This window comes from Winogradskyella tangerina (assembly GCF_003260205.1).
In the GTDB taxonomy this organism is placed as follows: Bacteria; Bacteroidota; Bacteroidia; order Flavobacteriales; family Flavobacteriaceae; genus Winogradskyella; species Winogradskyella tangerina.
This window is the reverse complement of the sequence record NZ_QERF01000011.1, coordinates 1-25,764: the sequence shown is the minus strand read 5'-3', so window position 1 is coordinate 25,764 and position 25,764 is coordinate 1. Positions and strand designations below refer to the sequence as shown.

Genomic DNA, 25,764 nt, shown 5'->3' with positions numbered 1-25,764 from the left:
AAAGTACCAAAAAGATTAGCTATTTATGAAATCGATAATCTTAGGCGTTAATGATGGATCTTTTAAGCCATGCCCAAAGCCGCTTGTAGTTATTAATTCTGAATTTTTATAGCGATTGGCAAATAACAACGCATCCTCATAAGGTATGATCTTGTCATTTTTGTCATGAATAATCAGACCTTTTGCATCGATAGATTTGGTGAAGTTAGCAGCAGAAAAATAATCAACTGGTTTTCCGAAGCGCTCCAAAACAATATTGTCGAGTCCTTCAGAAATTCGTCGGTTATAACCCATCAGTGATTTATATCTTGAAAAAACACCGGTGAAATGCGCCGGAGCACCTAAAAGGATCATTTTTTCTACAGATTCGAGAGGATGATTGTGCATAAAAAACACACTAGCCATACCACCTACAGAATGGCCCATAACGATTTCTGGTTGAAATTTTTTAGCTATGACATTGATAAATTCAGAATATAAAAGCGCATTAAATAACTTCCCCCCAGATCGTCCATGAGCAGGTCCGTCTAATGCAATGATATCATATCCTTGAGCTATTAATTCATCTAGAATATAGCTCCATCTAGAGGCATTACTCTCCCATCCGTGACTTAAAAGAATAGTCTTTCCTTTACCATGCCATCGATAGGTAGCAATTGAAGTACCATCAAAGTCAACTTCTTGAAAAAGGGCAGTGCTAATTACTTTACGCTGCTCATCGGTATAACGACCTTTGCGTGGCGAGGCAAATAAATTTAATGCCTTCTTTGATGCGTATTTGGACGAAACTAAACTGGTGGCATTTAACGCTCCTCCAATGGTTTTAATTACAAAACTGCTCATACTAGTTCTCCTCTCTATTAACAGAATCTATCGAAAAAGCTGGGAGGCAAATAGCGATATATTCACATGGTTCGGTAAAAGGATTTGAGTATTGTAACCTGGTATGTTTGTTCACTTTAATTGATTGTCCGGCCTCAAGAACTACAGTTTCATCTTCAATAATAAATTGTTTTTTGCCTTTGATTATAAAAGTATACTCGTCAAATTCAGGAGTCTGAAAAGGTTCAGACCAACCTGGAGGCGCTACCATGTGTGCAATACTAATTTGAGAATTGCCATCACTGGCTAGACCGAAATGTTCTTTAATAGTTTTTCCGTCATCAGTAGGTACCACAAATGGCGATGTTTGTACCTTGTATTTTTTTCCCTCGTTCATAATTAATTTTTTCTTAGCATTTATGACGTAAATCATAGCATTCATTTACGTTTGTGCGTGTTTGGTGTTTATTTTGAAACCGACACCTCGGTTTTTTTTCATGTCCCAAACTCTTTTAGAGAACTTCTTGTAAGCTGAAGCTATTTGCATACTACTTGTAAGCCGAAGCTATTTGCGCATTACTTGTAAGCCGAAGCTTCAGCGTAGGCTTACCAGTGAATCATAAAATATTTGATCTTTGCTTTTTCAGGAATTTGAATAGGTTCGATAATAATATCCATATCATACTGCAATTCGGCAGGTAATTCTTTTTTATCTATTGCGAATGATGCATTGATTTCATTGACTGAAACAACAATATAATCTATAAGGTTGTCGACTTTAGAAATCTTATAAGCTTCTTTAATTTCCTTGTAGGTACTGAGTAAAGTGATATTCTTAGGAGTTTTATATCGCTTATCCATGATGCGAACACTCTCAATAACCGATGTTGAATCTAAAGCCTCTTTTGGAGTAAGATCCAATAATTTATTACCACTTTTTTCAAAGATCTCAATAGTATTAATAGAGCCAGCAAACTCATCTCCTGCAATATATCGTACTACCGAATCATTTTTAAAAATCGCATCTAAATCCTTTACCTGAGTAGAATCGGTGAGTAATCCGATGTGATGTTTTTGAATTAAAAATGGATCTGGTGCCTTGTCATTAGTACAGCTCGAAAGGAATAAAGCACATACTAATAGTGCAAATAAAAAATTCTTCATTCGTTATCTTAAAAGGTTAATTATTTAAGCATTTTGGTTAAAATTCCTAAAACACTTCTTATCACGGTTGGGCTTGATAATACTTTTACTATTGGGTTTTGGCGACTACTACGTCTTCTACTAGAGCTTGATTTTCTTTTGCTCTCTGCTCGCTTCAATGCTTCTTGTTCTTCTTTTGCTTTACGTTTTGCTTCTTCAGCTTCCGCTTGCGCAATTTTCTCATTTAGCATCTCGTAAGCACTTTCACGGTCAACTTCCTTATTATATTTTTTGGCAAGTTGAGATTGCGCCAAAAGGTTACCTAGTTCAGATTCAGTTAATATATCCATGCGGCTCATTGGCGCTCTCATCATGGTAGCAGCCAATGGCGTTGGTTTACCTTTTTCATTTAATGCTGAAACCAATGCTTCACCAATACCTAAAGAGGTCAGAACTTCAGCAGTATCATAGTATTCAGTGTCTGGATAATTTTGTGCCGTTAATTTAATCGCCTTTCTGTCTTTAGCTGTAAAGGCTCGCAATGCATGTTGTACTTTCAAACCTAATTGACCTAAAACGGCTTCCGGGACGTCGGTCGGATTTTGAGTAACAAAGTATAACCCAACCCCTTTACTTCGGATGAGTTTTACAATACTTTCAATCTGATTTAAAAGAGCGTCAGAGGCTTCATTGAAGATTAAATGAGCTTCATCAATAAACATAATGAGTTCTGGTCTACCGCTATCGCCTTGTTCAGGGAAAGTAGAATAAATCTCTGCTAGAAGACTTAACATGAAGGTTGAAAACAACTTTGGTTTATCCTGAATATCTGTTAGCCTGATAATATTGATATATCCACGACCATTCTCATCGATTCTTAGAAGATCTTGCGTATCAAAGGAAGTTTCACCAAAGAAAAGATCACCTCCTTGTTGTTCTATTTCTATAAGTTTTCTGAGGATAGCACCGGTTGACGCTGTTGAAATTCTTCCGTAGGATTCTTCAAATTCCTTTTTACCTTCACCCGTGGCATATTGCAACATCTTCTTGAAATCTTTAAGATCTAAAAGTGGCAATTTATGATCATCACAATACTTAAAGATTACTGAAATAATTCCGGCCTGTGTTTCAGTGACACCTAATATTCTTGATATGAGAACAGGTCCAAATTCACTAATCGTTGCTCTTAATCTTACACCATCTTGTTCTGAAAGTGTTAAGATCTCAACAGGAAATGATTTAGCTTCAAAAGGTAAACCGATTTTCTCATGACGTTCATCAATTTTTGGGTGCCCTGGACTCGCTTTTGCCAAGCCACTCAAATCACCCTTTATATCCATCAGTAAAACGGGCACGCCTTTTTCTGAAAGATGTTCAGCCAAAACTTGTAATGTTTTAGTTTTTCCTGTTCCTGTAGCACCTGCAATAAGACCATGACGATTCATGGTTTTGAGGGGAACATTTACAAAAGCATTTGTTTTGGTTTCACCTTCAAGCATGGCAGCTCCAAGGGTAATGTAGTCTCCTTTAAACGTATTGCCAGCGGCAATATCAGCTATGAATTTATCAGAATTCGTCATCGGTCAGAAAATTTGCATAAAAATAATGTAATTTTAATCAAGATTAAAACCAGAAACCATGAAGTCAGTAATTTCATCACTTTGTTTTTTAATTGTATTCAGCTTTCTATCCTGTTCTGAATCCAATTCAGAAATCATTTTTCATAAATCTCACGAACCCAGCAGAGCAAATGTGCCTTTTAGCGATGCCGTAGAAACTGAAGATCTTTTGTTTTTGACGGGTCAGATTGGAAAGGATCATAAAAAAGGTACCCTTGTAACTGGCGGAATTGAAGCTGAAACACAACAAGTCATTGAAAACATCAAAGACGTTTTAGAGCATCATCATTTGTCTTTAGATAACGTGGTTAAATGCACCGTTATCCTGAAAGATATAAATGATTTTAAAGCCTTCAATTCGGTATACACCAAATATTTTACCAAAAAACCAGCACGTACAACTTTTGCTGCTGCAGGATTGGCTGGTGGCGCTAGTATTGAGATCGATGTGATAGCGGCTAAATAAGTCGAAGGACTAGGTACACTCAACTTCCAACTTATAACTTATAACTTATAACTTATAACTTTATATCCTATCTTTGCCAGCCATGACAAGACGAGAACGACAAGAATTAATAGATAAAGGACATTTACTTCCATTAATGGAGGAGTTTTACACTATCCAGGGTGAAGGATTCCACAAAGGTACAGCTGCATATTTTGTTAGAATTGGTGGTTGCGATGTTGGGTGCCATTGGTGTGATGTTAAAGAAAGCTGGTTGGCCGAATTACATCCGCCAACTGCGACAGAAAAGATTGTTGAGAATGCTGTGAACTACAGCGACACTATCGTAGTTACTGGAGGTGAACCGCTAACTTGGGATATGGGGCCATTAACAGAACAGCTAAAGGCAAAAGGTGTTCAAACGCATATCGAGACTTCAGGTGCTTATAAATTAACAGGTGAGTGGGACTGGATCTGCTTGTCGCCTAAAAAAGTGAAACTCCCAAAAGAGGAGATCTATGAAAAGGCACACGAATTAAAGTGTATTGTTTATAACAAAGACGACTTGCGATTTGCAGAAGAACAAGCTTCAAAGGTAAATGAGAATTGTATTTTATACCTGCAGCCAGAGTGGAGCAAGCGAGATAAAATGATGCCCCTTATAGTTAATTATGTGATGGCCAACCCTAAATGGAAGGTTTCACTCCAGACGCATAAATATTTAAATATTCCATAAAAAAACACCTTGAGAAATCAAGGTGTTTTTAGTTAATATGTATTTCTTGTTTTACTTAGTGAAAGGAACAGCAACTCTCACTTTGTCCCAGCCCATATGTAAATGTGCACCGTCATCAGTGGCTTCAAAAGCCATTGAGAACGCTTCTAGAGATTCTTTACCTTCAGTCACAGGAACTGAAATGCTAGCAACAATATTGTCTTCACTGTAGCCTCCAGAACCCCAATTATTGGTGTCAGAACTGATCATAACCTTCCATTCTTTCTCACCAGGAATAGTGAAAATAGAATAAGTTCCGGCTTCGATGTTTTTTCCATCAAGTTTCATATCTACACTCAGAATGAGTTTTGTGGCTTCATTAGCTCCAGTTCTCCATACCTTACCATAAGTGGCAATTTCCTTACCAACAGTTCTGCCTTTTAATTGCGGTCTACTGTAATAAACAATAGCAAGTGTATTACTTCCTCTACCTAAAGTAGCTGCGTCCATTGGACTTTTATCTAATCCTCTAAATTTTTGAGCCTCAGCATTAAATGATAAAAACATCATAAATGCAAAAGCGATGGTTGACATTAGTCGTGTTGTTTTCATGAGTTATTAAAGTTTTATTGAATGTAAAATTACGTCTTACATAAAGTATAAGGTCGTAAAGAAATATTAAAGTTTACAGATTTAAACTGAATTAGGCTGTTTCACGGAATAAAGTTATATATTTTTTTAAAAATACTTATTAAGGTTTCAAATCATTATTATTTGGTGTCTTTGTATTTAATATTTGAAAGTTTATCTTAATATTTGCTTCATAATTAATAATTAATAGAAAGACTAGTTGAATTAAAGTCTTTCTCAAACTAAAAAAAATAGAAATTATGTGCGGAATAGTATGTGCGTTTGATATAAAACAAAAATCTGAAGTTTTAAGACCTCAGGTATTAGAAATGGCAAAGTCCATAAGACATCGCGGACCAGATTGGAGTGGTATTTATAGCGATGATAAAGCCATTTTGGCTCATGAGCGTTTGGCAATTGTTGATCCGGCTTCAGGTAAGCAGCCACTTTTTAGTGAAGATAAGTCATTAATCCTTGCAGCAAATGGCGAAATCTATAACCATAGAGAACTGCGTGCGCAATTCCCCGATTATAAGTTTCAAACAGAAAGCGATTGCGAAGTGATCTTGGCATTGTACAAAGAAAAGGGCCATGAATTTATTGATGAGATGAATGGCATTTTCGGTTTTGCCATCTATGATGTGGAAAGGGATGAGTATTTCATTGCGCGTGATCATATGGGAATTATTCCATTGTATATGGGTTGGGATAAATACGGAACATTCTATGTTGCTTCAGAATTAAAAGCCCTTGAAGGTGTATGTACAAAAATTGAATTATTTCCTCCAGGACATTACCTAAGTAGTAAGGATGGTGAATTAGTTCAGTGGTATAAGCGCGATTGGGAAGACTTTGATACTGTAAAGGACAACGAGACTAGTATTGCCGAATTGAGACAAGCTTTAGAAGATGCGGTTCACAGGCAATTAATGAGTGATGTGCCTTATGGAGTGCTTCTTTCAGGGGGATTAGACTCTTCTGTGACTTCTGCTATTGCAAAAAAGTATTCACAGCGCCGAATCGAAGCCGACGATAAAGAACAAGCGTGGTGGCCGCAATTGCATAGTTTTTCGGTTGGATTAGAAGGATCACCGGATTTGGCAGCTGCACAAAAAGTTGCAGACCATATTGGTACCGTTCATCACGAAATTAAATTCACTATCCAGGAAGGTTTAGATGCGGTTAAAGATGTCATTTATCAATTAGAAACTTACGACATTACAACGGTAAGAGCAAGTACACCAATGTATTTAATGGCGCGTGTAATAAAATCTATGGGTATTAAAATGGTATTGTCGGGCGAAGGCGCTGATGAGCTGTTTGGTGGGTATTTATATTTTCACAAGGCTCCGAATGCTCAAGAATTTCATGAAGAAACGGTACGTAAATTAAGTAAACTTCATATGTACGATTGCCTAAGAGCGAATAAGAGTTTAGCAGCTTGGGGTATTGAGGGTCGTGTGCCATTTTTAGATAAAGATTTTATGGACGTGGCCATGCGCATTAACCCACAAGATAAAATGATTAATGGCGAACGAATGGAAAAATGGGTGGTTCGTAAAGCCTTTGAAGATATGTTACCCGAAAGTGTAGCTTGGAGACAGAAAGAGCAGTTTAGCGATGGTGTAGGCTATAGCTGGATCGATACTCTAAAAGACATTGTGGAGAAAGAAATAAGTGATGAGCAAATGGCCAATGCACATTTCCGTTTCCCCATTCAAACACCTCAGAATAAGGAAGAGTACTACTACAGAACTATTTTTGAATCGCATTTTCCTAGTGATGCTGCTGCCTTGAGTGTACCTCAAGAACCTAGCGTAGCTTGTAGCACAAAAATTGCTTTAGAATGGGATGAAGCTTTTAAAAACATGAATGACCCTTCAGGAAGAGCGGTAGCGAAGGTTCATGAGGATGCTTATTAATAAAATTTTCACCCTAACCATAAATGAAAGAGGTTTGCTTTTGGCTTACCTCTTTTTTTATTCCTGCTAAAGATTTTTCAAATTACGACATGCGAAGCCCGGTAAACTACTATATTTACTGCAACTGACAGATAGGTGACATTTAAATGACGTGAAAAAAACCATGTGCATCATGTAGATTTGTGTCATCAAAACAAATGAAATGAAAAATCAATCCTTAAGTGAGAATTTAGTTTATCAAAGAAAGTTAAAAGGCTATACCCAAGAAGAACTTTCAGATAAATGTACTGTTGCTGTTAGAACTATTCAACGAATCGAAAAAGGCGAAGTTCAACCACATTTGCAGACTGTAAAGCTGTTGGCCACTGGTTTGGAGATTGATGTTGATGAACTCTTGGTACTAGAAAATCCTAATGAGGAAGTTGTCGAAAGAAAATGGATGTTACTCATCCATGGAACTCCATTCTTCGGGCTAATTTTTCCTTTGGCAAATGTATTGGTGCCACTTTTCATATGGGTAAGTAAAGCAGATGATCATAAACTCTATGACGAGCATGGTAGAGCCGTTGTAAATTTTCATGCAACACTTAATGTTCTTCTAATTATCTCACTCCTCATGTTTTTCGTCTTACCCGGTTTCAACTTTATATTTACTGCTGCGATTTTCGTATTCGGTATCATCGTTTGTTTGATCAATATATCCTCAGCCTTGAATAAACAAACCTGTAAATACCCTTTATCTATTCCGTTCTTAAAAAATAAGACCAGTTAACTTTTAATCTATATCTAAAACTTTTTATTATGAAAACCAAGTTCATTAAACTGAGCTCAGCTCTACTATTGCCCATTTCTTTCATTCTAATTTTAATCCTATTGAGTGTACTACCATTTAGTTCAGTAAGTAAGTATGGATTTGGAGGGGTATTAATTACTGTTATAGCCCTTATTGTAAGCTTTTTTGCTTTACGAATCGATGGTAAATCACTTAAAGAAGGTGGCTTTTCAATGAATGCCAGAACACCATTAAAATTTGCGTATGGCTTTCTAATTGGAAGTGTCATTGCTCTTGTAATGATTGGCATTATATTGAATTTTTCAAGCTTAGGAATTTCCTTGAATGAAGACCTGGATCTATCGAGTTTACCTCTTTGGTTTGCAGGCATTTTTATCTTGGCTTTTATGGAGGAAGTAATCTTTAGGGGCTATGCCTTCGCTAAAATTTATAAGAACTACGGCATTTGGCCAGCTCAAATATTATTAGCACTGCTATTCGCATGGTATCACGATTTTTCTGGAGCATCCTTTTTTGTACAACTTTTAGGACCAGGTGTTTGGGCCTTTGTTTTTGGTTTGGCAGCGATCTATTCTAAAGGGATAGCATTGCCAACAGGGTTACATATGGCGCTGAATGTAGTTTTAGCCTTGGTTGGCCTAAAAGAAAATAGGGAAGGTGTCTGGAATTTGGAATATGCTATTGAACCAACTTCTGAAATGATTCAGCAAACTGAAACTATTGGTATGCTTTTACAGGTACTGATTTTAGTGATTGCACTTTTACTAACCGAAAAGTTAAGAAGAAAAAAACAAAAGCATAACAACAATATTTTTTAGAATTTCAAATCGAACACCTGCAATATATCTTTAAGAATATGGTAATGAAATATATTGAAATTCGTCGGTTTGTTATTACTTTCGAAGTACAAAATTTAATGTAAATCTGCGTTCTAAGGAATTTTGAATACTCTGGCAGTAAGTCTATTAGAAAAAATATGTTAAAATTGAATTTAAGCTACTTTTTAGGCGTTTTAAGACACTTTTCCGTTTTTAACAATTGTTAATAATTATTGCATAAAGTCGATAAAAAGCTTTAAAAAAGCTTCATTATTTCTTATATTTGTATGTACTCAGAAGAGGCGCTAAAGCGTCTTTTTTTTGTATAGAACAAATCTAAAACTAAGAGTAAATATAATTATGAGCGAAGAGAATAAAAAGCAATATGGCGCAGACAGTATCCAGGCCCTTGAAGGGATGGAACACGTTAGAATGCGTCCATCCATGTATATTGGAGACGTTGGTGTTAGAGGTCTGCATCATCTGGTATACGAAGTCGTGGATAACTCTATCGACGAAGCTTTGGCAGGATATTGCGATAATATTACAGTAACCATAAACGAGGATAACTCAATCACTACTGAAGATGATGGTAGAGGTATTCCTGTTGGTCTTCACAAGAAGGAAGGCGTATCTGCATTAGAAGTAGTAATGACTAAAATCGGTGCAGGTGGTAAATTCGATAAAGATTCTTATAAAGTTTCTGGTGGATTGCATGGTGTAGGTGTGAGTTGTGTAAACGCACTATCTGAACATCTTAAAGCTACCGTGCATCGTGAAGGAAAGATCTGGGAGCAAGAGTACGAGCGTGGTAAAACCATGTACCCAGTGAAAGTTGTAGGAGCTTCAGAAAAAACAGGTACTACTGTGACCTTTAAGCCAGATCCTGAAATTTTTCAGATTACTTTAGAATATAACTATGACACGCTAGCAAGTCGTATGCGCGAGCTGGCCTATCTTAATAAAGGTATCACAATTCATCTTGTAGACCGAAGAAGTAAAAAAGAAGACGGTTCTTTCGAAGGTGAAACTTTTCATTCTGAAAATGGATTACCAGAATTCGTTAAGTTCTTAGATGGAAATCGCGAGCCGTTAATGAAAGACGTGATCTCTTTTGAAGGTGAAAAGAACGGTGTTCCGGTTGAGGTAGCAATGGTGTACAATACGTCTTATGCTGAAAACCTTCATTCTTATGTAAACAATATTAATACACATGAAGGAGGTACGCACTTATCAGGATTCCGTCGTGGATTAACACATACCTTGAAAAAATATGCTGATAATTCAGGAATGCTAGATAAATTAAAGTTTGATATTTCTGGTGATGACTTCCGTGAAGGTTTAACAGCGATCGTTTCTGTGAAAGTGGCTGAACCACAGTTTGAAGGTCAGACCAAAACCAAATTAGGTAACAGAGAGGTATCAGCCTCTGTGTCGCAGGCCGTTTCAGAGATGTTAACGGATTATTTAGAGGAACACCCAGACGATGCTAAAACCATTGTTCAAAAGGTGATCTTAGCAGCTCAGGCACGTCACGCAGCACAGAAAGCACGCGAAATGGTGCAACGTAAGACGGTAATGAGCATTGGTGGTTTGCCAGGTAAATTATCGGACTGTTCAGAGCAGGATCCGGCAAAATGTGAGGTGTTTTTAGTTGAGGGTGATTCTGCAGGTGGGACCGCTAAACAAGGTCGCGACCGAGCGTTCCAAGCAATTCTACCATTAAGAGGTAAAATCCTTAATGTTGAAAAAGCAATGCAACACAAAGTGTTCGAAAACGAAGAGATCAAGAATATTTTCACTGCACTAGGTGTCACTATTGGTACAGAAGAAGATCCACGAGCACTTAATCTTTCAAAATTAAGATATCATAAAATCGTGATTATGTGTGATGCCGATATTGATGGTAGTCACATCGCCACATTGATTCTTACATTCTTCTTCAGATATATGAAAGAATTGATTGAAAACGGTCATGTTTATATCGCAACGCCACCTTTATATTTAGTAAAGAAAGGTGCCAAAAAGCAGTATGCTTGGTCAGATAAAGAGCGCGATGAGATTATTGCTCAGTTTGGTGATGGTTCTAAGATTCAACGTTATAAGGGTCTTGGTGAAATGAATGCTGAACAACTTTGGGATACCACAATGAACCCAGAATTTAGAACGATGCGTTTAGTGCAGATCGATAATGGAGGAGAAGCCGATCGTATATTCTCTATGTTGATGGGTGACGAAGTACCACCTCGTCGAGAATTCATCGAGAAAAATGCAATCTACGCGAATATTGATGCTTAAATAACACAACAATTTATATTGAAAAAGCACTCCAGTTTTGGGGTGCTTTTGTTTTTTACTAGGGATTAAAAATCCGACTAAATACAAAAAAATACGATAAATAGATAAAATGCATGTGTATTTTTGTATATTGCTAGCCCAAATTCAAATCTACCAAAATGAAACGACTACTATTAGGTATTACTTTATTTACCTCCGTTTTTACGGTCAATGCGCAAAATGACCTGGATGTATTACTTACAGCTGGTGTCGAAGATGCACAGCGATTTGCAACAGATTATTTAGCACCTGGAACGAGTGGCCTCATGCATAGTATGAATGCGAACTGGTTTAATTCGGCAAAGGTTAAACCCTTAGGCGGTTTTGAAATTTCACTTGTAGCTAATGCCGCTTTGGTAAGCGATGAGGACAAAGTATTCAATATGGATACCTCGGAGTATAATAATGTCTCCTTCGTTCAAGGACCGAGTCAACAGAACGTGGCTAGTGTATTAGGTGAAAACGACCCAACCATTTTTGTTGAAGTAGAATATGACGATCCAATATTTGGATCACAAACTGTTGAATTAGAACTTCCACAGGGAATTGGTGATGCAAGTGCAAACTTGGTGCCATCGGCCTTCCTTCAAGCTGCGGTTGGTTTAGGAAGTGGAGTTGAATTAAAAGCAAGATACTTTCCAAAGCTAGAAACAGATGATGTTGAATTAGGAATGTACGGAGCTGGTATTCAACTTGAATTTACGGAGTGGCTACCTGCAGATAAATTATGGCCAGTGTCTCTTTCGGCTCTAGTGGCGTATAATCACTTGAATGGTTCTTATGATATTACGGAATCTTCGGGCATAGAAGGTGAAAATCAACGCCTCGAAAACAATACAGATACATGGCTTTTTCAACTTATAGTTTCTACTAAACTTCCCGTAGTTAACCTTTATGGTGGATTGGGCTATTTAACTGGAAATTCAGAGTCAGATTTATTAGGAAGCTACAGAGTTACTGATGGATTTCTTACTTCAGAAACCATTGTAGATCCTTTCTCAGTTTCACACGATGTTTCAGCATTAAGAGGTACTGTGGGAGCAAAATTGAAGTTAGGTTTTTTCAGACTAAACGCAGAATACCACTTATCTGAGTTTAATGCCTTTTCAGTTGGTGTGAATTTTGGATTTAGATAGGAACTTAGTTTTACAGTCAAGGACTATTTCTAAATACGCCATACGATTTCTATATTAGAGTAGTCTGCGTGGATGGCTCTAGAACAGATTGGGTTGGTCCAAAGAATATCATTATAAATTAGAATTATTATATTGTTTTATAGAGAAAGCACAAGCATAGTCTTGTGCTTTTTTTATTTCTGAATACTATGACATAAGTCATTGAATTTTGACCTTAAAGCCTTAATTTTGTATTCGAATTTTTTAACGCTAAAAAACAATTATAAAATGAAAGTAACCGTAGTTGGCGCTGGTGCAGTAGGCGCAAGTTGTGCAGAATATATTGCCATTAAAGATTTCGCTTCAGAAGTCGTTATTTTAGACATTAAAGAAGGTTATGCCGAAGGTAAAGCCATGGATTTAATGCAATGTGCGTCATTAAATGGGTTTGATACCAAAATTACAGGTAGTACAAACGATTATTCTAAAACAGCAAATAGTGATATTTGTGTAATTACATCAGGTATTCCTCGTAAACCAGGCATGACGCGTGAAGAATTGATCGGTATTAACGCTGGTATCGTGAAATCAGTATCTGCGAGTTTGGTTGAACATTCACCAAATACTATTCTTATAGTGGTGAGTAACCCAATGGATACAATGACTTATTTGGCTCATAAAACTACGGATCTTCCAAAACATAAAATCATAGGAATGGGTGGCGCACTCGATTCTGCACGTTTTAAGTATAGATTAGCAGAAGCTTTAGATGCACCAATTAGCGATATTGATGGTATGGTTATCGGAGGCCACAGCGACAAAGGAATGGTGCCATTAACATCACACGCAACAAGAAATAGTATTAATGTTTCAGAATTTATTTCTGAAGAACGTTTGAATCAAGTTAAGGAAGATACTAAAGTTGGTGGGGCAACGCTTACTAAATTATTAGGAACATCAGCTTGGTATGCACCTGGCGCAGCGGTGAGCGCTTTAGTACAAGCTATCGCATGTGATCAGAAGAAAATGTTCCCTTGCTCAGCTTTCTTAGAGGGTGAATATGGATTAAGTGATCTTTGTATCGGCGTACCTGTAATATTAGGACGAAACGGTATTGAAAGCATTGTAGACGTTCCGTTAAGTGATGCTGAAAAAGCACACTTAGCTGAAAGTGCTGAGGGTGTTAAAAAGACTAATGGTCTTTTAGAGTTATAATTAAGAATTATAAATAAACATAAACCTTACTAGCCAATAGGTTGGTAAGGTTTTTTTGTATATTTCGAAAAACAATATTTATGAAAAAACTATTCAGTTTCGCCTTGTTGATATTATTCAGTACTACAGTAATTGCTCAAGAAGTTATTACAGAAGGATTTTTTATCGCGAAGCAAACATTAACAACAGACGATGAGACCATTAAGGCACAATTAGAGTTGATGGGAGATGTCGTTAGTACTACCTATTTTAAAGATTCTAAATCGCGTGTTGAGGTATCTAATCCTATGAGTGGTGATGTTGCCGTCATCTCCGATTCTGAAACTCTACAAGGATTGACACTTATGGATAGTCCGATGTTGGGAAAAAAATATCAAATAAGTAATATTGATTCCAATAATATTGGTTTAGAAAACATCAAGGTTAAAGATGGTACTGAAACAAAGACAATTCTTGGTTACCTGTGTAAAGAAAAAATTCTTACTTACAAAGAAGGTGAGAACGAACTGAAAATGAGATTTTTTACAACAGATAAGATCAGACCAATATTAAACCAACAAACTATTCAGTACGGTGATAAGATTGCCGGTTTGCCATTATATAGTGAAGCTACCGTATTGCAAGGCGATACAGTGCTTACGATTATAACTGAAGTAACTGAATTGAAGGCGGAAAAAATGGATGATTCTAAGTTTAGTATGAATCCTCCTGAAGGTTATACAGAAATGTAATACGGCCTCAACAAAAAATAAGATATTAAAATAAAGACTGTAGTTCGCTACAGTCTTTATTTTTGTTATATTCGCGGGATGAAATCCAAACTGCATTTTGGTATTTTAATTGTTCTAATCACCTTCATCGTTAGGTTTTTAGAAACTCCTGTTGCGCCTAATCAGCAGATTGTTATTCAGTTTTCAGAGTCAGAGATCACTGATAATCTTACAGCGAAAACAGTTGATGCAATTAGAACAAAACTTCATGTTATTGGGGTTGAACAGATTCAAGTTGGGCAGGATGCCGACGGTCACCTAAAAATCACCTATTACAGCGATACCGCGGTTGAGGAGATTCAAAATATTCTCTCAGACAACGCAAATTTCAAACTGACTTATGGTTTTGAAAAAGAGCATTCGGGTAATGGATCACCGGATGAAAAGTCCGATACTTATAAAGTCAATGTTACTGAGATTCATGAGAATAGTAACTCGAATAGCTGGGATTTTGACGGTATTCAGGTTGTAGAACACAATCAGAAAAGTGATAGATTCAATAATCCTAAAAAGCATTTTTCAGGACATCAAATTCAATCCGAATTTATTACCGAAGGCGTTAAAATTACCTTGAACGCCATTCATAAAAAACTTATTAAAGAGCACTGTGCTTATAGCTTTCCTGAAGTTAGAGCTGGGCCTTTAGCCTAGGGAGATCATACTATAAGTTATCTCATTATTTTCAGTTCGCTTTTATCAATCAAGAAAAGCAAAATTTCAAATAATTTTAATATTTAAACCAATAGTCTGATGGTCTCGTAAATCGATATTTACGAACCAAAAATTCAGACGTAAAACAAATCAAAATGCAAAACAAAGGAATAATTAAACTGTTTGCACTTCTTTTTGGATTAGTTAGTATCTACCAATTATCATTTACATTCAAGGCTAACCAAATTGAAGAAGAGGCAAAATTAGCAGCTATAGCTAAATATGACGAGACAGTAAAAGATTATCAGGATCTAAGAACACAATCGGAAATCGATTATTTAGATTCTTTAAAAACCTCAAAAGTTCAGGTTGGGGATAAGTTTGAATCCATCGAAGTTTATGACTTATTCGTTTCTCAGTATACCTATAATGAGGTAGAAGGTAATGCTATGAAGTTGGGATTAGACCTTAAAGGTGGTATTAATGCGATCATTCAGATTTCTGTAAAAGATATCTTGAAAGGATTAGCAAACAATAGTAAAGACCCAGTTTTCAATAAGGCATTAGCCGATGCAGAAGAATTACAGAAAGATGCTCAGGAGTCATATTTGGAGTCATTCTTCAGAGCATTCGATGCCATCAAGGGCGATACAAAATTAGCCTCGCCAGACATTTTTGCCAATCGTGATCTTAGTGACGATATCAAATTTGATATGTCAGACGAAGAAGTAAAAGCTGTTTTAGAAACCAAAATCGATGAGTCTATTGTTTCGGCTTTTGAAGTATTACGAAATCGTATTGACGGGTTCGGTGTATCTTCTCCTAATATTCAACGATTAGGAAACTCTGGGCGTATTCTTATTGAATTACCTGGAGCTAGAGATAAGAAACGTGTTGTTGATATTATCACTAAAACTGCACAGTTACAATTCTGGGAGACTTACAAAGCTGAAGAAATGATGTCTTATGTTTTCGAGGTTAACCAAGCTATGGTCGATGCTGCAAAAGAGGAAGAGCAAGAGACTGAAGACACTGAGGTAAATGAAGTTGAGCAAGACACTACATCTAGTACCATTGAAGAGTTAACAGGTCAGATCGATACCGATACAACTAGCGTTGCAAATGTAAATCCATTAGGAATTCAAGGACCAGGTAACGGACCAGTTATTGCACGTTTTTTAGCTAAGGATAAAAAGAAAGTATTAGAAGCACTTAATGCACCAGAGAACAGAGCTAAACTGCCTTCAGAAATGCGCTATGCAAAATTTGTTTGGGGTATTCAGGCCAAAGATTCTGAGTTTTCAGAACTCTATGCAATTAAGAGTAATAGAGATAATCAACCTCAGTTAAGTGGAGCTGTAATTACGGATGCGAGACAAGATTATGATCAAATTAGCAGACCTGCAGTTAGTATGCAAATGAATGCTAAAGGTGCTAAGATCTGGGAAGCGATGACTAAAGTGGCTTTTGAAACTCAAGGTTACATTGCTATTGTTCTAGATGATATTGTTTACTCTGCGCCAAGCGTAACTACTGGTCCAATTGCAGGAGGAAATTCTCAGATTTCTGGGGCATTCTCTCTTACGGAAGCCGTAGATTTAGCAAACGTACTTAGAGCAGGTAAATTACCAGCTTCTGCTGAAATTATTCAAGCGGATGAAGTTGGTCCATCATTAGGACAAGAAGCTATCGATAGCGGAATGAAGTCATTCCTTATTGCCTTAGCATTTGTTTTAATTTGGATGATTTTCTATTATGGTAAGGCTGGTATTTTTGCTGATATCGCTTTATTGTTAAACATTTTATTGATCTTTGGTGTACTTGCCAGTTTAGGAGCGGTATTAACATTACCAGGTATTGCGGGTATCGTATTAACCATTGGTATTTCGGTTGATGCTAACGTACTTATCTTTGAGCGTATTCGAGAGGAATTAGCTAAAGGCAAATCTCAAAAAGAATCAATTAAAGATGGTTTCTCAAATGCCTTATCTTCAATTTTAGATGCGAATATCACTACAGGTTTAACAGCACTTATTTTATTCGTGTTTGGTACCGGACCAATTAAAGGTTTCGCTACAACATTAATAATCGGTATTCTAACCTCTTTATTTACGGCAATATTCATCACACGTTTATTAATTGACTGGTGGGTAAGTAGAGGAGGAACATTAGATTTCGCTACTGCAATGACTAAAGGATTATTCAAGAATGTCAATATCAACTTCTTGAAAAAACGTAAAATTGCTTATGCGATTTCAGGTGTGCTTCTTGCAGCAAGTTTAGGTTCATTATTTACAACAGGATTGGACCAAGGGATTGATTTCGTTGGTGGTAGAACTTATCAAGTACGATTTGAGCAACCAGTAAGTACTGAGGAAATCACGACAGTATTAAGTGATCCTGCGGTATTCTCTAGTGCTGAAGTTAAAACGATCGGTTCCGCAAATCAATTAAAAATATCCACCAAATATAGAGTAGAGGATAACTCGGTCGAAGCAGACGAAGACGTACAGCAAAAACTTTTCGAAGCTTTAAAACCATACTTACCAGCAGGTATGACTTATACCGAATTCCAGGATGGTTCAGGTGAAGCAAAAATTGGTAAGATGTTATCTAGTAAAGTGAGTCCGACGATTGCAGATGATATTAAGAAGTCCTCTTTCTGGGCGGTATTAGGATCGTTAGTTGTGGTATTTCTTTACATTTTATTCAGATTTAAGAGATGGCAATTCTCTCTTGGTGCTGTTGCGGCGGTATTCCACGATGTGTTAATCGTACTAGGTATCTTCTCATTAACATGGAAGTTTATGCCATTTAGTATGGAAATTGATCAGGCATTCATTGCGGCGATCTTAACAGTTATCGGTTACTCGCTTAACGATACCGTGGTTGTGTTCGATAGAATTCGTGAATTCTTAAATGAGCATACTTCATGGGAATTTGGTAAGACTATCAATGCATCATTAAACAGTACTTTAAGTAGAACCTTAAATACATCTGTAACTACATTGGTTGTGTTATTAGCGATGTTTATTTTCGGAGCAGAATCTCTTAGAGGATTATTATTCGCCTTGATAGTCGGGGTAGTTGTTGGTACATATTCTTCTATGTTTATCGCAACACCATTAATGTACGATACAGCTAAGAAAGGTGATGCAGCAGAATCACTTAAGAAAAAAGTAAAAGAAGAAGACGAAGAATAAGTTTCGTTTTCTAGATTGAATAAAAAAGCCTTTCAGAAATGAAAGGCTTTTTCTATGCAAATTGGCCGATGATCATATTTAAGATCCAGAGCAATATGGGGCTTAATGTAATTAAAGCTGAAATAACCAAACCTAGAATAAAGGACTTTTTAATGAACAATCTGATGGTTTTATGATTGAATTGCTTCAGAATTAATTGAACGATCCATCCTAAGGTGAATAACAAATTAGCGCCTAAACCAAATAAAAGTATTGAAGCATAAAAGCCAACAACTAATCCAGGGCCAGCGGTTAATCTAAAAAATCCGTCATTAGGAAAAAAAGATAAAACATACAATGAAATTAAACCAAGTATTAACAAGATGAGGTTGTAGGGAATGCGTCTTAATTCCCACCATAAAATGATTTTATACCATTTCTTTTCTGATTCATTAACATTGAAGAATTGTGAAATGGCTTTCTTCATTCAGCGTGGTTATTACTTATTTAATTGTTTGAAATTCCATCTGGTCACCAACCTCAAGTTGCCATTTGTCGGAAAGTCCAGCATTTATTTCTAACACATATTGCGCTGGAGCTTCTGAAGGTAAAGAGGATTCATCAAAAGGCTTGGCATTTTTCTGAAAGCTTACAATGGTTCTGTTTCCGTCAAGATAAATGATATCTAAAGGAATTTTAGTATTCTTCATGTAAAAGCTTCGCATTTGTACATCAGGAAATATAAATAACATGCCTTGAGTTGTACCAAGTTCGGTTCTATACATCAAACCGGTTTGGGTTTCATATTCATTATCTGCAATCTCAATGTCGAGCGTTTTAATGATAGAATCTGTATTTGCTTTTTTTAGTTGAAGAATACCTTCTTTCTTGAAACTTACAACGACTTTGTCTTCTGTTTTATTGACCTTTTCCTCCTTGCAACCAATGGTTACAAAAAGTCCAAAAGACAATATCATGTATTTAAAGAACGACTTTAATCGCATTAATTCAATGCTTTTTTAGGTTTGTAAACAAACATGAAATAGAGACCAATAAGTATAAATGGCACACTCAATACTTGTCCGGTATTCATAAACCACACATAGTCGTCTCGGCCATCAACCTGAGCTTCCTTCACAAACTCAACAAAGAATCTGATGGTCCAGAGTAAAACAAGAAATAACCCGAATAAAAATCCTTCCTGCTTTGATTTTTTAGTTTTCCAATAGAAATAAAACAAGATCAAGAACACAAAGATGTAACAAAAAGCTTCATACAATTGCGCAGGGTGACGTGCAAAAGTTTCACCATTGTCAACAAATATAACGCCTAACGCACTGTCTGTTTCTTTTCCGACAATTTCAGAATTAATAAAATTTCCGATTCTAACAAATACGGCACCTAGAGCCGTTGCTACAACAACCCGATCCAAGATCCAAAGAATACTCTTTTTAAGTACTCTCTTGTTAAACAGATACATTGAAATGATCATTCCAATGGCGGCACCATGGCTAGCCAAACCGGCAAAACCGGTGAAGCGAATTCCGTCTTTAAAGCTAAAAGGTAAAAAGATACTAAAGAAGTCGTCTTTAAACAACTCAGGTTGATAAAAGATAACATGGCCCAATCGTGCACCAATCATAATTCCTAAAACAGAATATATAAATAAGGAATCTAGCGACTCACTTGATTGATTTTCATTTTTCCAAATGCGTTTTGTGATGTAAAAACCTAATACAAAGGCGATAATCCACATCACACTATAAAAATGAAGCTCGAAAAAACCTAAATCTATGGATTTAATAGGTTTCCAGGACGTCTGTAAAATATGCATACATGTTTACTTTATGCCGTAAATATACTATTTTGAAACAGATTGAAAACGAGATTAACGTTATATTAATCCTCTTTCGGCGGCACAGGGTCGAAACCTTTTCCTCCCCATGGATGACAACTAAAAATACGTTTAATAGCTAACCTTCCACCTTTAAACAAACCATGGACTTCCAAGGCTTCCTTAGCGTAATGAGAACATGTTGGCTGATACCTGCACGTTGCAGGTGTAAGTGGAGAAATTAAGGTTTGATAGACTTTAATTAAGAATAAAAAAGGGTATGTAAGGAATTTTTTCACGATCAGTTAGTCGTAAAGGTTGTGCCTTCCCTACTATCTTTTAGCTGAATACCTGCTTCTGCCAATTCATCTCTAATTTTATCAGATAAGGCAAAATCTTTATTCTGACGTGCTTCTTTTCTGAGGTTGATCAAAATTTCTACTGCTGCCGATAATTGGTCAGAACCCGAACTTTCCTTAGCCACATTTACTAGGCCTAAAACATCAAAAACAAATATATCGAAGGTCTGCTTTAATAGCTCAAGATCTTCCGCAGATACCGTAGCACTACCATCTTTAACCTGATTAATAAACTTAGCCGCGTCAAAAAGTGTAGCGATTAAAATTGGCGTATTAAAATCGTCATTCATGGCATCATAACATTTCTGTTGCCATTCTGAAACATTGAAAGTCGAGGAATCACTCGTTTTCAAATCATTAAGGAGATTAATAGCATCCATTAATCTGTAGAAGCCTTTTTCGCTAGCCAGAAGTCCATTATTAGTAAAATCTAGTATACTTCTGTAATGCGCCTGAAGCATAAAGAAACGAGCCACGCTTGGCGCATATGCCTTTGTTATATGTGGATTATCACCCGAAAAGATCTCGTTTGGCAAAATATAATTCCCTGTTGATTTAGCCATTTTTTTACCATTCATGATCAACATATTGGCATGCATCCAATAGTTAACAGGTGATTGACCATTGCAAGCTTGTGCTTGTGCAATTTCACATTCGTGATGCGGGAATTTTAAATCCATTCCACCACCGTGAATATCAAACTGTTCTCCCAAATATTTGGTACTCATTGCAGTACACTCTAAATGCCAACCAGGAAATCCGTCACTCCAAGGCGAAGGCCAGCGCATAATATGCTGTGGTTCGGCACGTTTCCAAAGTGCAAAATCCTGCGGATTTTTCTTGTCAGATTGTCCGTCTAATGCTCTTGTATTATGGATGAGGTCTTCAAGCTTACGTTTACTCAAAATTCCGTAGGCTTTGGTTTCGTTGTATTTGTGCACATCGAAGTAAACGGATCCATTCACCTCATAAGCTAAACCATTGTCGATGATCGATTTTATGATCTCTATTTGTTCAATAATATGACCAGTAGCAGTTGGCTCAATACTCGGAGGAAGAAAATTGAATTTATTCAGAATATTATGAAAATCTACGGTATAGCGCTGCACCACTTCCATTGGCTCAATGGCCTCAAGTCGCGCTTTTTTTGCAATTCGGTCTTCGCCTTCATCTGCGTCATTTTCAAGGTGACCAGCATCTGTGATATTTCGAACAAATCTTACTTTATAACCTAAATGCTTCAGATATCTGAAAATAACATCAAAAGACATAAAGGTTCTTACATTACCTAAGTGCACATTGCTGTAAACCGTTGGTCCACAAACATACATACCTACATAACCGTCATTTATGGGTTTGAACGTTTCTTTCTCACCTGAAAGGGAGTTGTAAATTTTTATAGTTTGGGATTCGTAAAGAGGCATACAGCTTAATTTCATTCAATATGTGAACAAAGCTAACGAACTATGTATGATTAAACAACTAAAATTTAGTGTCTAATTGAATGTAATCTAAAAATTCTCTTCGGGTTTCTTTTTCCTTGAATTTTCCGCCAAATTCAGAAGTTACCGTGCTACTTTCAATATCTCTAATTCCACGCGAATTAACACATAAGTGCTTGGCGTCGATAACACATGCAACGTCGTCAGTATTCAATACTTTTTGAAGCTCTCGTACAATCTGAATAGTTAGGCGTTCTTGAACTTGTGGACGCTTTGCAAAATAATCCACAATTCTATTCATTTTAGAAAGTCCAACAACAGTACCATTAGAAATATAGGCTACATGTGCCTTCCCAACGATTGGAAGTAAATGATGTTCGCAGGTTGAATAAACTGTAATGTTTTTTTCAACCAACATTTCGCCATATTTATATTTATTTTCGAAGGTTGATGCACTTGGTTTTTTATCAGGATCTAAACCACCAAAAATTTCGTTCACAAACATTTTAGCAACTCTATTTGGTGTTCCCTTCAAACTATCGTCACTAAGGTCTAAACCAAGAGTTTCCATGATGTGCCTCACATCATCTTTAATGATCTCAATCTTTTCATCTTTTGAAAGCCTGAAAGCATCATCGCGCATTGGAGTCTCACTTGATGAACTAATGTGATCATCACCTATTGCATCTATATCATTAAAATCGCCGTCGATTTTCATAATTTAATTGTATTTGTCAGATAATCAGAGTATCTAAAATCGAATCGCAAAGATAAGCAATAAAAATAGTTTAGTTAGGGTAGGACTTTTATAATTATAACTGTTATATAATTAAAACCGTTAAAATACCAATAACCTTGACGAATTAACAACTGTATTATTAAAATTTTCTTAATTTTCGAAACTTTATTATTTAGCTAAAACCATGAATAAATTACTAACTATCCTTATTCTGACGATCTTACCTTTTTGTGCGTTCGGACAGCAAAAACAAACAAAGCATCCGACCCCGCTCGCGAAGTTTGAAAAAAACGTAGAATTGCCTTTATCCGCGAAAGAGCGTCAACAAATAATCGAAGTATACGGCGAATTTGCAGATGAGTATGTTTTCAACAATAAAAATAGACTCAAAACCATAAAGCAAATTCTCAGAAATAGAGTGGTCATTAAGCAGATTAATGACGATAAGGATAAAAAACCTTGTCCAAAGCTTTCTGAGGTTCCATTATTCAATGCTTATGTTCCAGAATTAGAACGGGATCAAAATTTTAATCCGCAGGACTTTAACCCTTTAAAGTATAATTTCCAATTTTATTCAGTTGGTGCTTATATGTATCAGGTTGATAACACAAATTACTACATAATCATTAAGTCCCAACATCAATAAAATTTCTGGTATGAAATATATACTAACTACTATAAGTCTCGCATTTTCATTTATACTATTTGCCCAAGATGTTAATATGCAAACCGCCACAGTTAATCAATGTGGTGGCGTTTTTTATGATTCTGGGGGTGAATTTGGCCCGTACGGTAATGATGAAAATTTAGTCCTCACTATTTGTCCAGAAAATCCAGGACAAAAAGTACAGCTCAATTTTACAGAATTCAGCACACAGCTTAATCAAGATACAATGTCTATCTATAATGGTGATTCGGTGGCAGAACCTCTCTTCGGAACCTATTCTGGGGCGAATAATCCTGGATTTTTTCAGGCTACTGCTGATAACACTTCAGGTTGTTTAACCATTGAATTTATCTCCAATGGATCAGGTAATACAACCGGATGGGCAGCTGATATTTCATGTTTAACACCTTGTCAGACGATCAATTCGCAAATTGATAACGCAACTCCAGCACCTAATGCTGATGGATATATTAGAGTTTGCCCTAATGAAGAGATAACCCTCGAAGGAAGTGGCGTGTTCTCTGTTGATGGAACAGGAGCAACTTACGAGTGGGATTTAGGTGATGGCAATACTGTTACTGGGCAAACAGCAACATTCTCGTATCCAACGCCAGGCGTCTATATTGTTAATCTGAATATTCGAGATACAAATACAACACAAGACCCATTGGGTTGTACCAATAATAATTTAATTAATCAAGTGGTACAGGTGGCAACAGAACCTGATTTCACAGGAACTGCAGCAGCCGAAAATACGATCTGTTTTGGCGATAGTACCACGATTGAAGGTGTTGTTAGTGAAGTAGAATTTATTAATGACTGTACTCCGCCAGTGAGTGGAGTGACTTTCCTGCCAGATGGTAATGGTGTGAGTTATGAAACATCCGTAACAGTTGATTGTTATGATTCAGCACAAACACTAACCGATGTCAATCAAATTGTGAGTATTTGTCTCAACATGGAGCATTCATACCTAGGAGATTTAGATATTGAAATTATTTCACCTAATGGTCAGGTGGTTAGAATGCATGATCAAGGTGGTGGTTCTGCCAATTTAGGTATTCCATGGGCAACAGGTCAAGTAGATGGCAATAGCGCAAATACAACACCAGGGACAGGGTTTGATTACTGTTTCCTTCCTGATCCAAGTTTACAAACTTTAGTTGAAGGGATTCAAACTGGTGGTACTTTTCCAAACGGAAATGGACCAGGGACCTATAATGATTCATTTGTTCCTGCAGGAAATTATGAATCGGTTAATTCACTAGCCGGTCTTGTTGGTTCACCACTGAATGGTGATTGGACAATTCGTGTTGTAGATAATATTGGTGCTGATAACGGACACATATTTTCATGGAGTATAGAATTCGACCCGAATCTTCAACCTCCTGAATTATCGTTTACGCCTGCAATTACTTCTCAAGCTTGGGATACTGACCCTACAATTACTAATACAGCCGGTAATGTTATTACTGTAGCACCACCTTCTGAAGGTCAATTCTGTTACACGTATAGAGTTACTGATGATTTTGGTTGCGAGTATACCGAAGAAGTTTGTATTGATGTTCTGCCAGAAATCATCACAGATGCACCTAATAATTTATTTGTCTGTGATACCGGTATGCCGCCTTACATTTTTGACTTAGAGTCGAATACTGCAGTTGTTCTTGGTAGTGCGCCAAATGCAGCCGATCTAGTTGTTACCTATCACAACTCATTTGCTGATGCAGATGCTAATACAGGTGCAATAGGTGGTTTGAATAATTATTCAGGTACTGATGGAGAAGTTATTTTCATTAGGGTTGAATATCAAACGTCTGGGTGTTATGAAGTTCTTCAATTCACCTTGAATGTTTCAGGTCAACCAGATATAAATCCAGTTCCAGACCTCGTTCGATGTGATGATGGTTTGAATGACGGAACAGAATTATTTAATTTAGAATCTCAAACTTTAGGAATCCTAGGTGCGCAATCCGCAGCAGATTTCAATGTAACTTATCATTTAAGTTTTGCTGATGCAGACGCCGATACTGGAGCATTATCCAGTCCATTTCCAAATACCATTTCACCACAGCCAATTTTTGTTAGAGTTGAAAGTGTTGGTGATTCAAATTGTTATAATGCCTCGGCTAATCCTGTATTCAATCTAATTGTAATACCTACGGATGATGCATCATTTACAGTAACACCTACATGTGATGGTGGTACTGTTACTGTATCAGGGCTAGCAGGTGGTACTTTTTCCTTTAATCCTGCACCTGCTGATGCTGCTGTGATTGATGTTAACACCGGAGAGGTTACTAATGGTACTCCTGGTGCAACTTATACGATTGAATATTTAACTAATGGTACTTGTCCAACTACAAGTACACAGACTTTTAGTGTTTTACCTCTCGATGATGCCACCTTCACACTAACTCCGAGTTGTGATGGAGGAACGGCAACAGTAACGGGAACGGCAGGTGGCGTATTTGCATTTTCACCAGACCCAATGGATGGTTCTGTGATAGACGCTGCCACGGGAGAAGTTACAGGCGCTCAACCAG

At 36.8% G+C, this 25,764-nt stretch carries 24 protein-coding genes; 13 read left to right on the top strand and 11 right to left on the bottom strand.

Annotation, left to right across the window (positions count from 1 at the left end; all coding sequences use genetic code 11):
• Positions 1-15 precede the first annotated feature (15 nt).
• The 4 genes from DDY94_RS15065 to DDY94_RS15050 all read right to left on the bottom strand — a co-directional run bounded on the left by DDY94_RS15065 (position 16) and on the right by DDY94_RS15050 (position 3,545).
• Positions 16-843: an alpha/beta hydrolase gene (locus DDY94_RS15065; protein ID WP_111685437.1), complete on the bottom strand. Its 828-nt coding sequence runs from the start codon at positions 841-843 to the stop codon at positions 16-18.
• A gap of 1 nt (position 844) precedes the next feature.
• The gene (locus tag DDY94_RS15060; RefSeq protein ID WP_111685585.1) at positions 845-1,219 is read right to left on the bottom strand and encodes a cupin domain-containing protein; all 375 of its coding nucleotides are present in this window, start codon (positions 1,217-1,219) and stop codon (positions 845-847) included.
• A 209-nt stretch (positions 1,220-1,428) separates the two neighbouring features.
• Complete coding sequence (locus DDY94_RS15055; protein WP_111685436.1) at positions 1,429-1,986, bottom strand: hypothetical protein; 558 nt, start codon at positions 1,984-1,986, stop codon at positions 1,429-1,431.
• A 20-nt stretch (positions 1,987-2,006) separates the two neighbouring features.
• Complete coding sequence (locus DDY94_RS15050) at positions 2,007-3,545, bottom strand: helicase HerA-like domain-containing protein (RefSeq protein ID WP_111685435.1); 1,539 nt, start codon at positions 3,543-3,545, stop codon at positions 2,007-2,009.
• A gap of 58 nt (positions 3,546-3,603) precedes the next feature.
• Between DDY94_RS15050 and DDY94_RS15045 the strand changes: the two genes are divergently transcribed.
• Positions 3,604-4,050, top strand: a complete 447-nt coding sequence (locus DDY94_RS15045) for a Rid family detoxifying hydrolase (RefSeq protein WP_111685434.1) — start codon at positions 3,604-3,606, stop codon at positions 4,048-4,050.
• An 82-nt stretch (positions 4,051-4,132) separates the two neighbouring features.
• A complete protein-coding gene (locus DDY94_RS15040) occupies positions 4,133-4,765 on the top strand; it encodes a 7-carboxy-7-deazaguanine synthase QueE (protein WP_111685433.1) in 633 nt (210 codons plus the stop codon).
• A gap of 51 nt (positions 4,766-4,816) precedes the next feature.
• Here DDY94_RS15040 and DDY94_RS15035 read toward each other — a convergent pair whose 3' ends face one another.
• Positions 4,817-5,356 (bottom strand): DUF2911 domain-containing protein, encoded by a 540-nt coding sequence (locus DDY94_RS15035; RefSeq protein ID WP_111685432.1) that lies wholly within the window; start codon positions 5,354-5,356, stop codon positions 4,817-4,819.
• A 278-nt stretch (positions 5,357-5,634) separates the two neighbouring features.
• Between DDY94_RS15035 and asnB the strand changes: the two genes are divergently transcribed.
• The 9 genes from asnB (at position 5,635) to secDF (ending at position 18,198) form a co-directional block, all read left to right on the top strand.
• Positions 5,635-7,296 carry an asparagine synthase B gene (gene asnB, locus DDY94_RS15030; RefSeq protein ID WP_111685431.1) on the top strand — a complete coding sequence of 554 codons (1,662 nt, stop codon included), beginning with the start codon at positions 5,635-5,637 and terminating at the stop codon, positions 7,294-7,296.
• A gap of 202 nt (positions 7,297-7,498) precedes the next feature.
• Positions 7,499-8,068, top strand: a complete 570-nt coding sequence (locus tag DDY94_RS15025; RefSeq protein ID WP_111685430.1) for a helix-turn-helix domain-containing protein — start codon at positions 7,499-7,501, stop codon at positions 8,066-8,068.
• A 29-nt stretch (positions 8,069-8,097) separates the two neighbouring features.
• The gene (locus tag DDY94_RS15020) at positions 8,098-8,907 is read left to right on the top strand and encodes a CPBP family intramembrane glutamic endopeptidase (RefSeq protein WP_111685429.1); all 810 of its coding nucleotides are present in this window, start codon (positions 8,098-8,100) and stop codon (positions 8,905-8,907) included.
• A 360-nt stretch (positions 8,908-9,267) separates the two neighbouring features.
• Positions 9,268-11,205 (top strand): DNA topoisomerase (ATP-hydrolyzing) subunit B, encoded by a 1,938-nt coding sequence (gene gyrB / locus DDY94_RS15015; protein WP_111685428.1) that lies wholly within the window; start codon positions 9,268-9,270, stop codon positions 11,203-11,205.
• A 158-nt stretch (positions 11,206-11,363) separates the two neighbouring features.
• On the top strand, positions 11,364-12,380 hold the full coding sequence (locus DDY94_RS15010; RefSeq protein WP_111685427.1) for a DUF6588 family protein: 1,017 nt from the start codon (positions 11,364-11,366) through the stop codon (positions 12,378-12,380).
• Between the two features lie 267 nt (positions 12,381-12,647).
• Positions 12,648-13,574, top strand: a complete 927-nt coding sequence (gene mdh / locus DDY94_RS15005; protein ID WP_111685426.1) for a malate dehydrogenase — start codon at positions 12,648-12,650, stop codon at positions 13,572-13,574.
• A gap of 80 nt (positions 13,575-13,654) precedes the next feature.
• Positions 13,655-14,305, top strand: coding sequence for a hypothetical protein (locus DDY94_RS15000; protein WP_111685425.1), 651 nt, complete (start codon positions 13,655-13,657; stop codon positions 14,303-14,305).
• 78 nt (positions 14,306-14,383) lie between these two features.
• Entirely contained in the window at positions 14,384-14,995 is a 612-nt protein-coding gene (locus DDY94_RS14995) for a hypothetical protein (RefSeq protein WP_111685424.1), read from the top strand.
• A 155-nt stretch (positions 14,996-15,150) separates the two neighbouring features.
• The gene (gene secDF, locus DDY94_RS14990; protein ID WP_111685423.1) at positions 15,151-18,198 is read left to right on the top strand and encodes a protein translocase subunit SecDF; all 3,048 of its coding nucleotides are present in this window, start codon (positions 15,151-15,153) and stop codon (positions 18,196-18,198) included.
• Positions 18,199-18,250: 52 nt separating this feature from the next.
• Here the strand turns inward: secDF and DDY94_RS14985 are convergent, their stop codons facing one another.
• The 6 genes from DDY94_RS14985 to folE form a co-directional block, all read right to left on the bottom strand.
• On the bottom strand, positions 18,251-18,664 hold the full coding sequence (locus tag DDY94_RS14985; protein WP_111685422.1) for a hypothetical protein: 414 nt from the start codon (positions 18,662-18,664) through the stop codon (positions 18,251-18,253).
• Between the two features lie 16 nt (positions 18,665-18,680).
• Complete coding sequence (locus DDY94_RS14980) at positions 18,681-19,181, bottom strand: DUF192 domain-containing protein (RefSeq protein WP_111685421.1); 501 nt, start codon at positions 19,179-19,181, stop codon at positions 18,681-18,683.
• Entirely contained in the window at positions 19,181-20,011 is an 831-nt protein-coding gene (gene lgt / locus DDY94_RS14975; protein WP_111685420.1) for a prolipoprotein diacylglyceryl transferase, read from the bottom strand. Before lgt ends, DDY94_RS14980 begins: the two co-directional genes overlap by 1 nt.
• A 65-nt stretch (positions 20,012-20,076) precedes the next feature.
• Entirely contained in the window at positions 20,077-20,310 is a 234-nt protein-coding gene (yidD, locus tag DDY94_RS14970) for a membrane protein insertion efficiency factor YidD (protein WP_111685419.1), read from the bottom strand.
• A 2-nt stretch (positions 20,311-20,312) separates the two neighbouring features.
• Positions 20,313-21,794, bottom strand: coding sequence for a cysteine--tRNA ligase (gene cysS / locus DDY94_RS14965; protein ID WP_111685418.1), 1,482 nt, complete (start codon positions 21,792-21,794; stop codon positions 20,313-20,315).
• Positions 21,795-21,852: 58 nt separating this feature from the next.
• A complete protein-coding gene (gene folE, locus DDY94_RS14960; protein WP_111685417.1) occupies positions 21,853-22,530 on the bottom strand; it encodes a GTP cyclohydrolase I FolE in 678 nt (225 codons plus the stop codon).
• A 205-nt stretch (positions 22,531-22,735) separates the two neighbouring features.
• On the opposite strand from folE, the gene DDY94_RS14955 reads away from it, so the two are divergent.
• Complete coding sequence (locus tag DDY94_RS14955; protein ID WP_111685416.1) at positions 22,736-23,197, top strand: hypothetical protein; 462 nt, start codon at positions 22,736-22,738, stop codon at positions 23,195-23,197.
• Positions 23,198-23,207: 10 nt separating this feature from the next.
• Positions 23,208-25,764 (top strand): PKD domain-containing protein (locus DDY94_RS14950; RefSeq protein WP_114317117.1); only part of this gene is annotated, 2,557 nt, incomplete at its 3' end.

What these genes read in the sequence shown, in the direction of transcription:
- DDY94_RS14985 (WP_111685422.1), bottom strand. Translation starts at nt 18,664, where the DNA reads ATGAAGAAAGCCATTTCACAATTCTTCAATGTTAATGAATCAGAAAAG.
- secDF (WP_111685423.1), top strand. Translation starts at nt 15,151, where the DNA reads ATGCAAAACAAAGGAATAATTAAACTGTTTGCACTTCTTTTTGGATTA.
- DDY94_RS15055 (WP_111685436.1), bottom strand. Translation starts at nt 1,986, where the DNA reads ATGAAGAATTTTTTATTTGCACTATTAGTATGTGCTTTATTCCTTTCG.
- gyrB (WP_111685428.1), top strand. Translation starts at nt 9,268, where the DNA reads ATGAGCGAAGAGAATAAAAAGCAATATGGCGCAGACAGTATCCAGGCC.
- DDY94_RS15050 (WP_111685435.1), bottom strand. Translation starts at nt 3,545, where the DNA reads ATGACGAATTCTGATAAATTCATAGCTGATATTGCCGCTGGCAATACG.
- DDY94_RS15000 (WP_111685425.1), top strand. Translation starts at nt 13,655, where the DNA reads ATGAAAAAACTATTCAGTTTCGCCTTGTTGATATTATTCAGTACTACA.
- DDY94_RS14980 (WP_111685421.1), bottom strand. Translation starts at nt 19,181, where the DNA reads ATGCGATTAAAGTCGTTCTTTAAATACATGATATTGTCTTTTGGACTT.
- DDY94_RS15010 (WP_111685427.1), top strand. Translation starts at nt 11,364, where the DNA reads ATGAAACGACTACTATTAGGTATTACTTTATTTACCTCCGTTTTTACG.
- DDY94_RS14995 (WP_111685424.1), top strand. Translation starts at nt 14,384, where the DNA reads ATGAAATCCAAACTGCATTTTGGTATTTTAATTGTTCTAATCACCTTC.
- DDY94_RS15035 (WP_111685432.1), bottom strand. Translation starts at nt 5,356, where the DNA reads ATGAAAACAACACGACTAATGTCAACCATCGCTTTTGCATTTATGATG.
- lgt (WP_111685420.1), bottom strand. Translation starts at nt 20,011, where the DNA reads ATGCATATTTTACAGACGTCCTGGAAACCTATTAAATCCATAGATTTA.
- folE (WP_111685417.1), bottom strand. Translation starts at nt 22,530, where the DNA reads ATGAAAATCGACGGCGATTTTAATGATATAGATGCAATAGGTGATGAT.
- asnB (WP_111685431.1), top strand. Translation starts at nt 5,635, where the DNA reads ATGTGCGGAATAGTATGTGCGTTTGATATAAAACAAAAATCTGAAGTT.
- DDY94_RS14955 (WP_111685416.1), top strand. Translation starts at nt 22,736, where the DNA reads ATGAATAAATTACTAACTATCCTTATTCTGACGATCTTACCTTTTTGT.
- cysS (WP_111685418.1), bottom strand. Translation starts at nt 21,794, where the DNA reads ATGCCTCTTTACGAATCCCAAACTATAAAAATTTACAACTCCCTTTCA.
- DDY94_RS15060 (WP_111685585.1), bottom strand. Translation starts at nt 1,219, where the DNA reads ATGAACGAGGGAAAAAAATACAAGGTACAAACATCGCCATTTGTGGTA.
- DDY94_RS15045 (WP_111685434.1), top strand. Translation starts at nt 3,604, where the DNA reads ATGAAGTCAGTAATTTCATCACTTTGTTTTTTAATTGTATTCAGCTTT.
- DDY94_RS15040 (WP_111685433.1), top strand. Translation starts at nt 4,133, where the DNA reads ATGACAAGACGAGAACGACAAGAATTAATAGATAAAGGACATTTACTT.
- mdh (WP_111685426.1), top strand. Translation starts at nt 12,648, where the DNA reads ATGAAAGTAACCGTAGTTGGCGCTGGTGCAGTAGGCGCAAGTTGTGCA.
- DDY94_RS15025 (WP_111685430.1), top strand. Translation starts at nt 7,499, where the DNA reads ATGAAAAATCAATCCTTAAGTGAGAATTTAGTTTATCAAAGAAAGTTA.
- DDY94_RS15020 (WP_111685429.1), top strand. Translation starts at nt 8,098, where the DNA reads ATGAAAACCAAGTTCATTAAACTGAGCTCAGCTCTACTATTGCCCATT.
- DDY94_RS15065 (WP_111685437.1), bottom strand. Translation starts at nt 843, where the DNA reads ATGAGCAGTTTTGTAATTAAAACCATTGGAGGAGCGTTAAATGCCACC.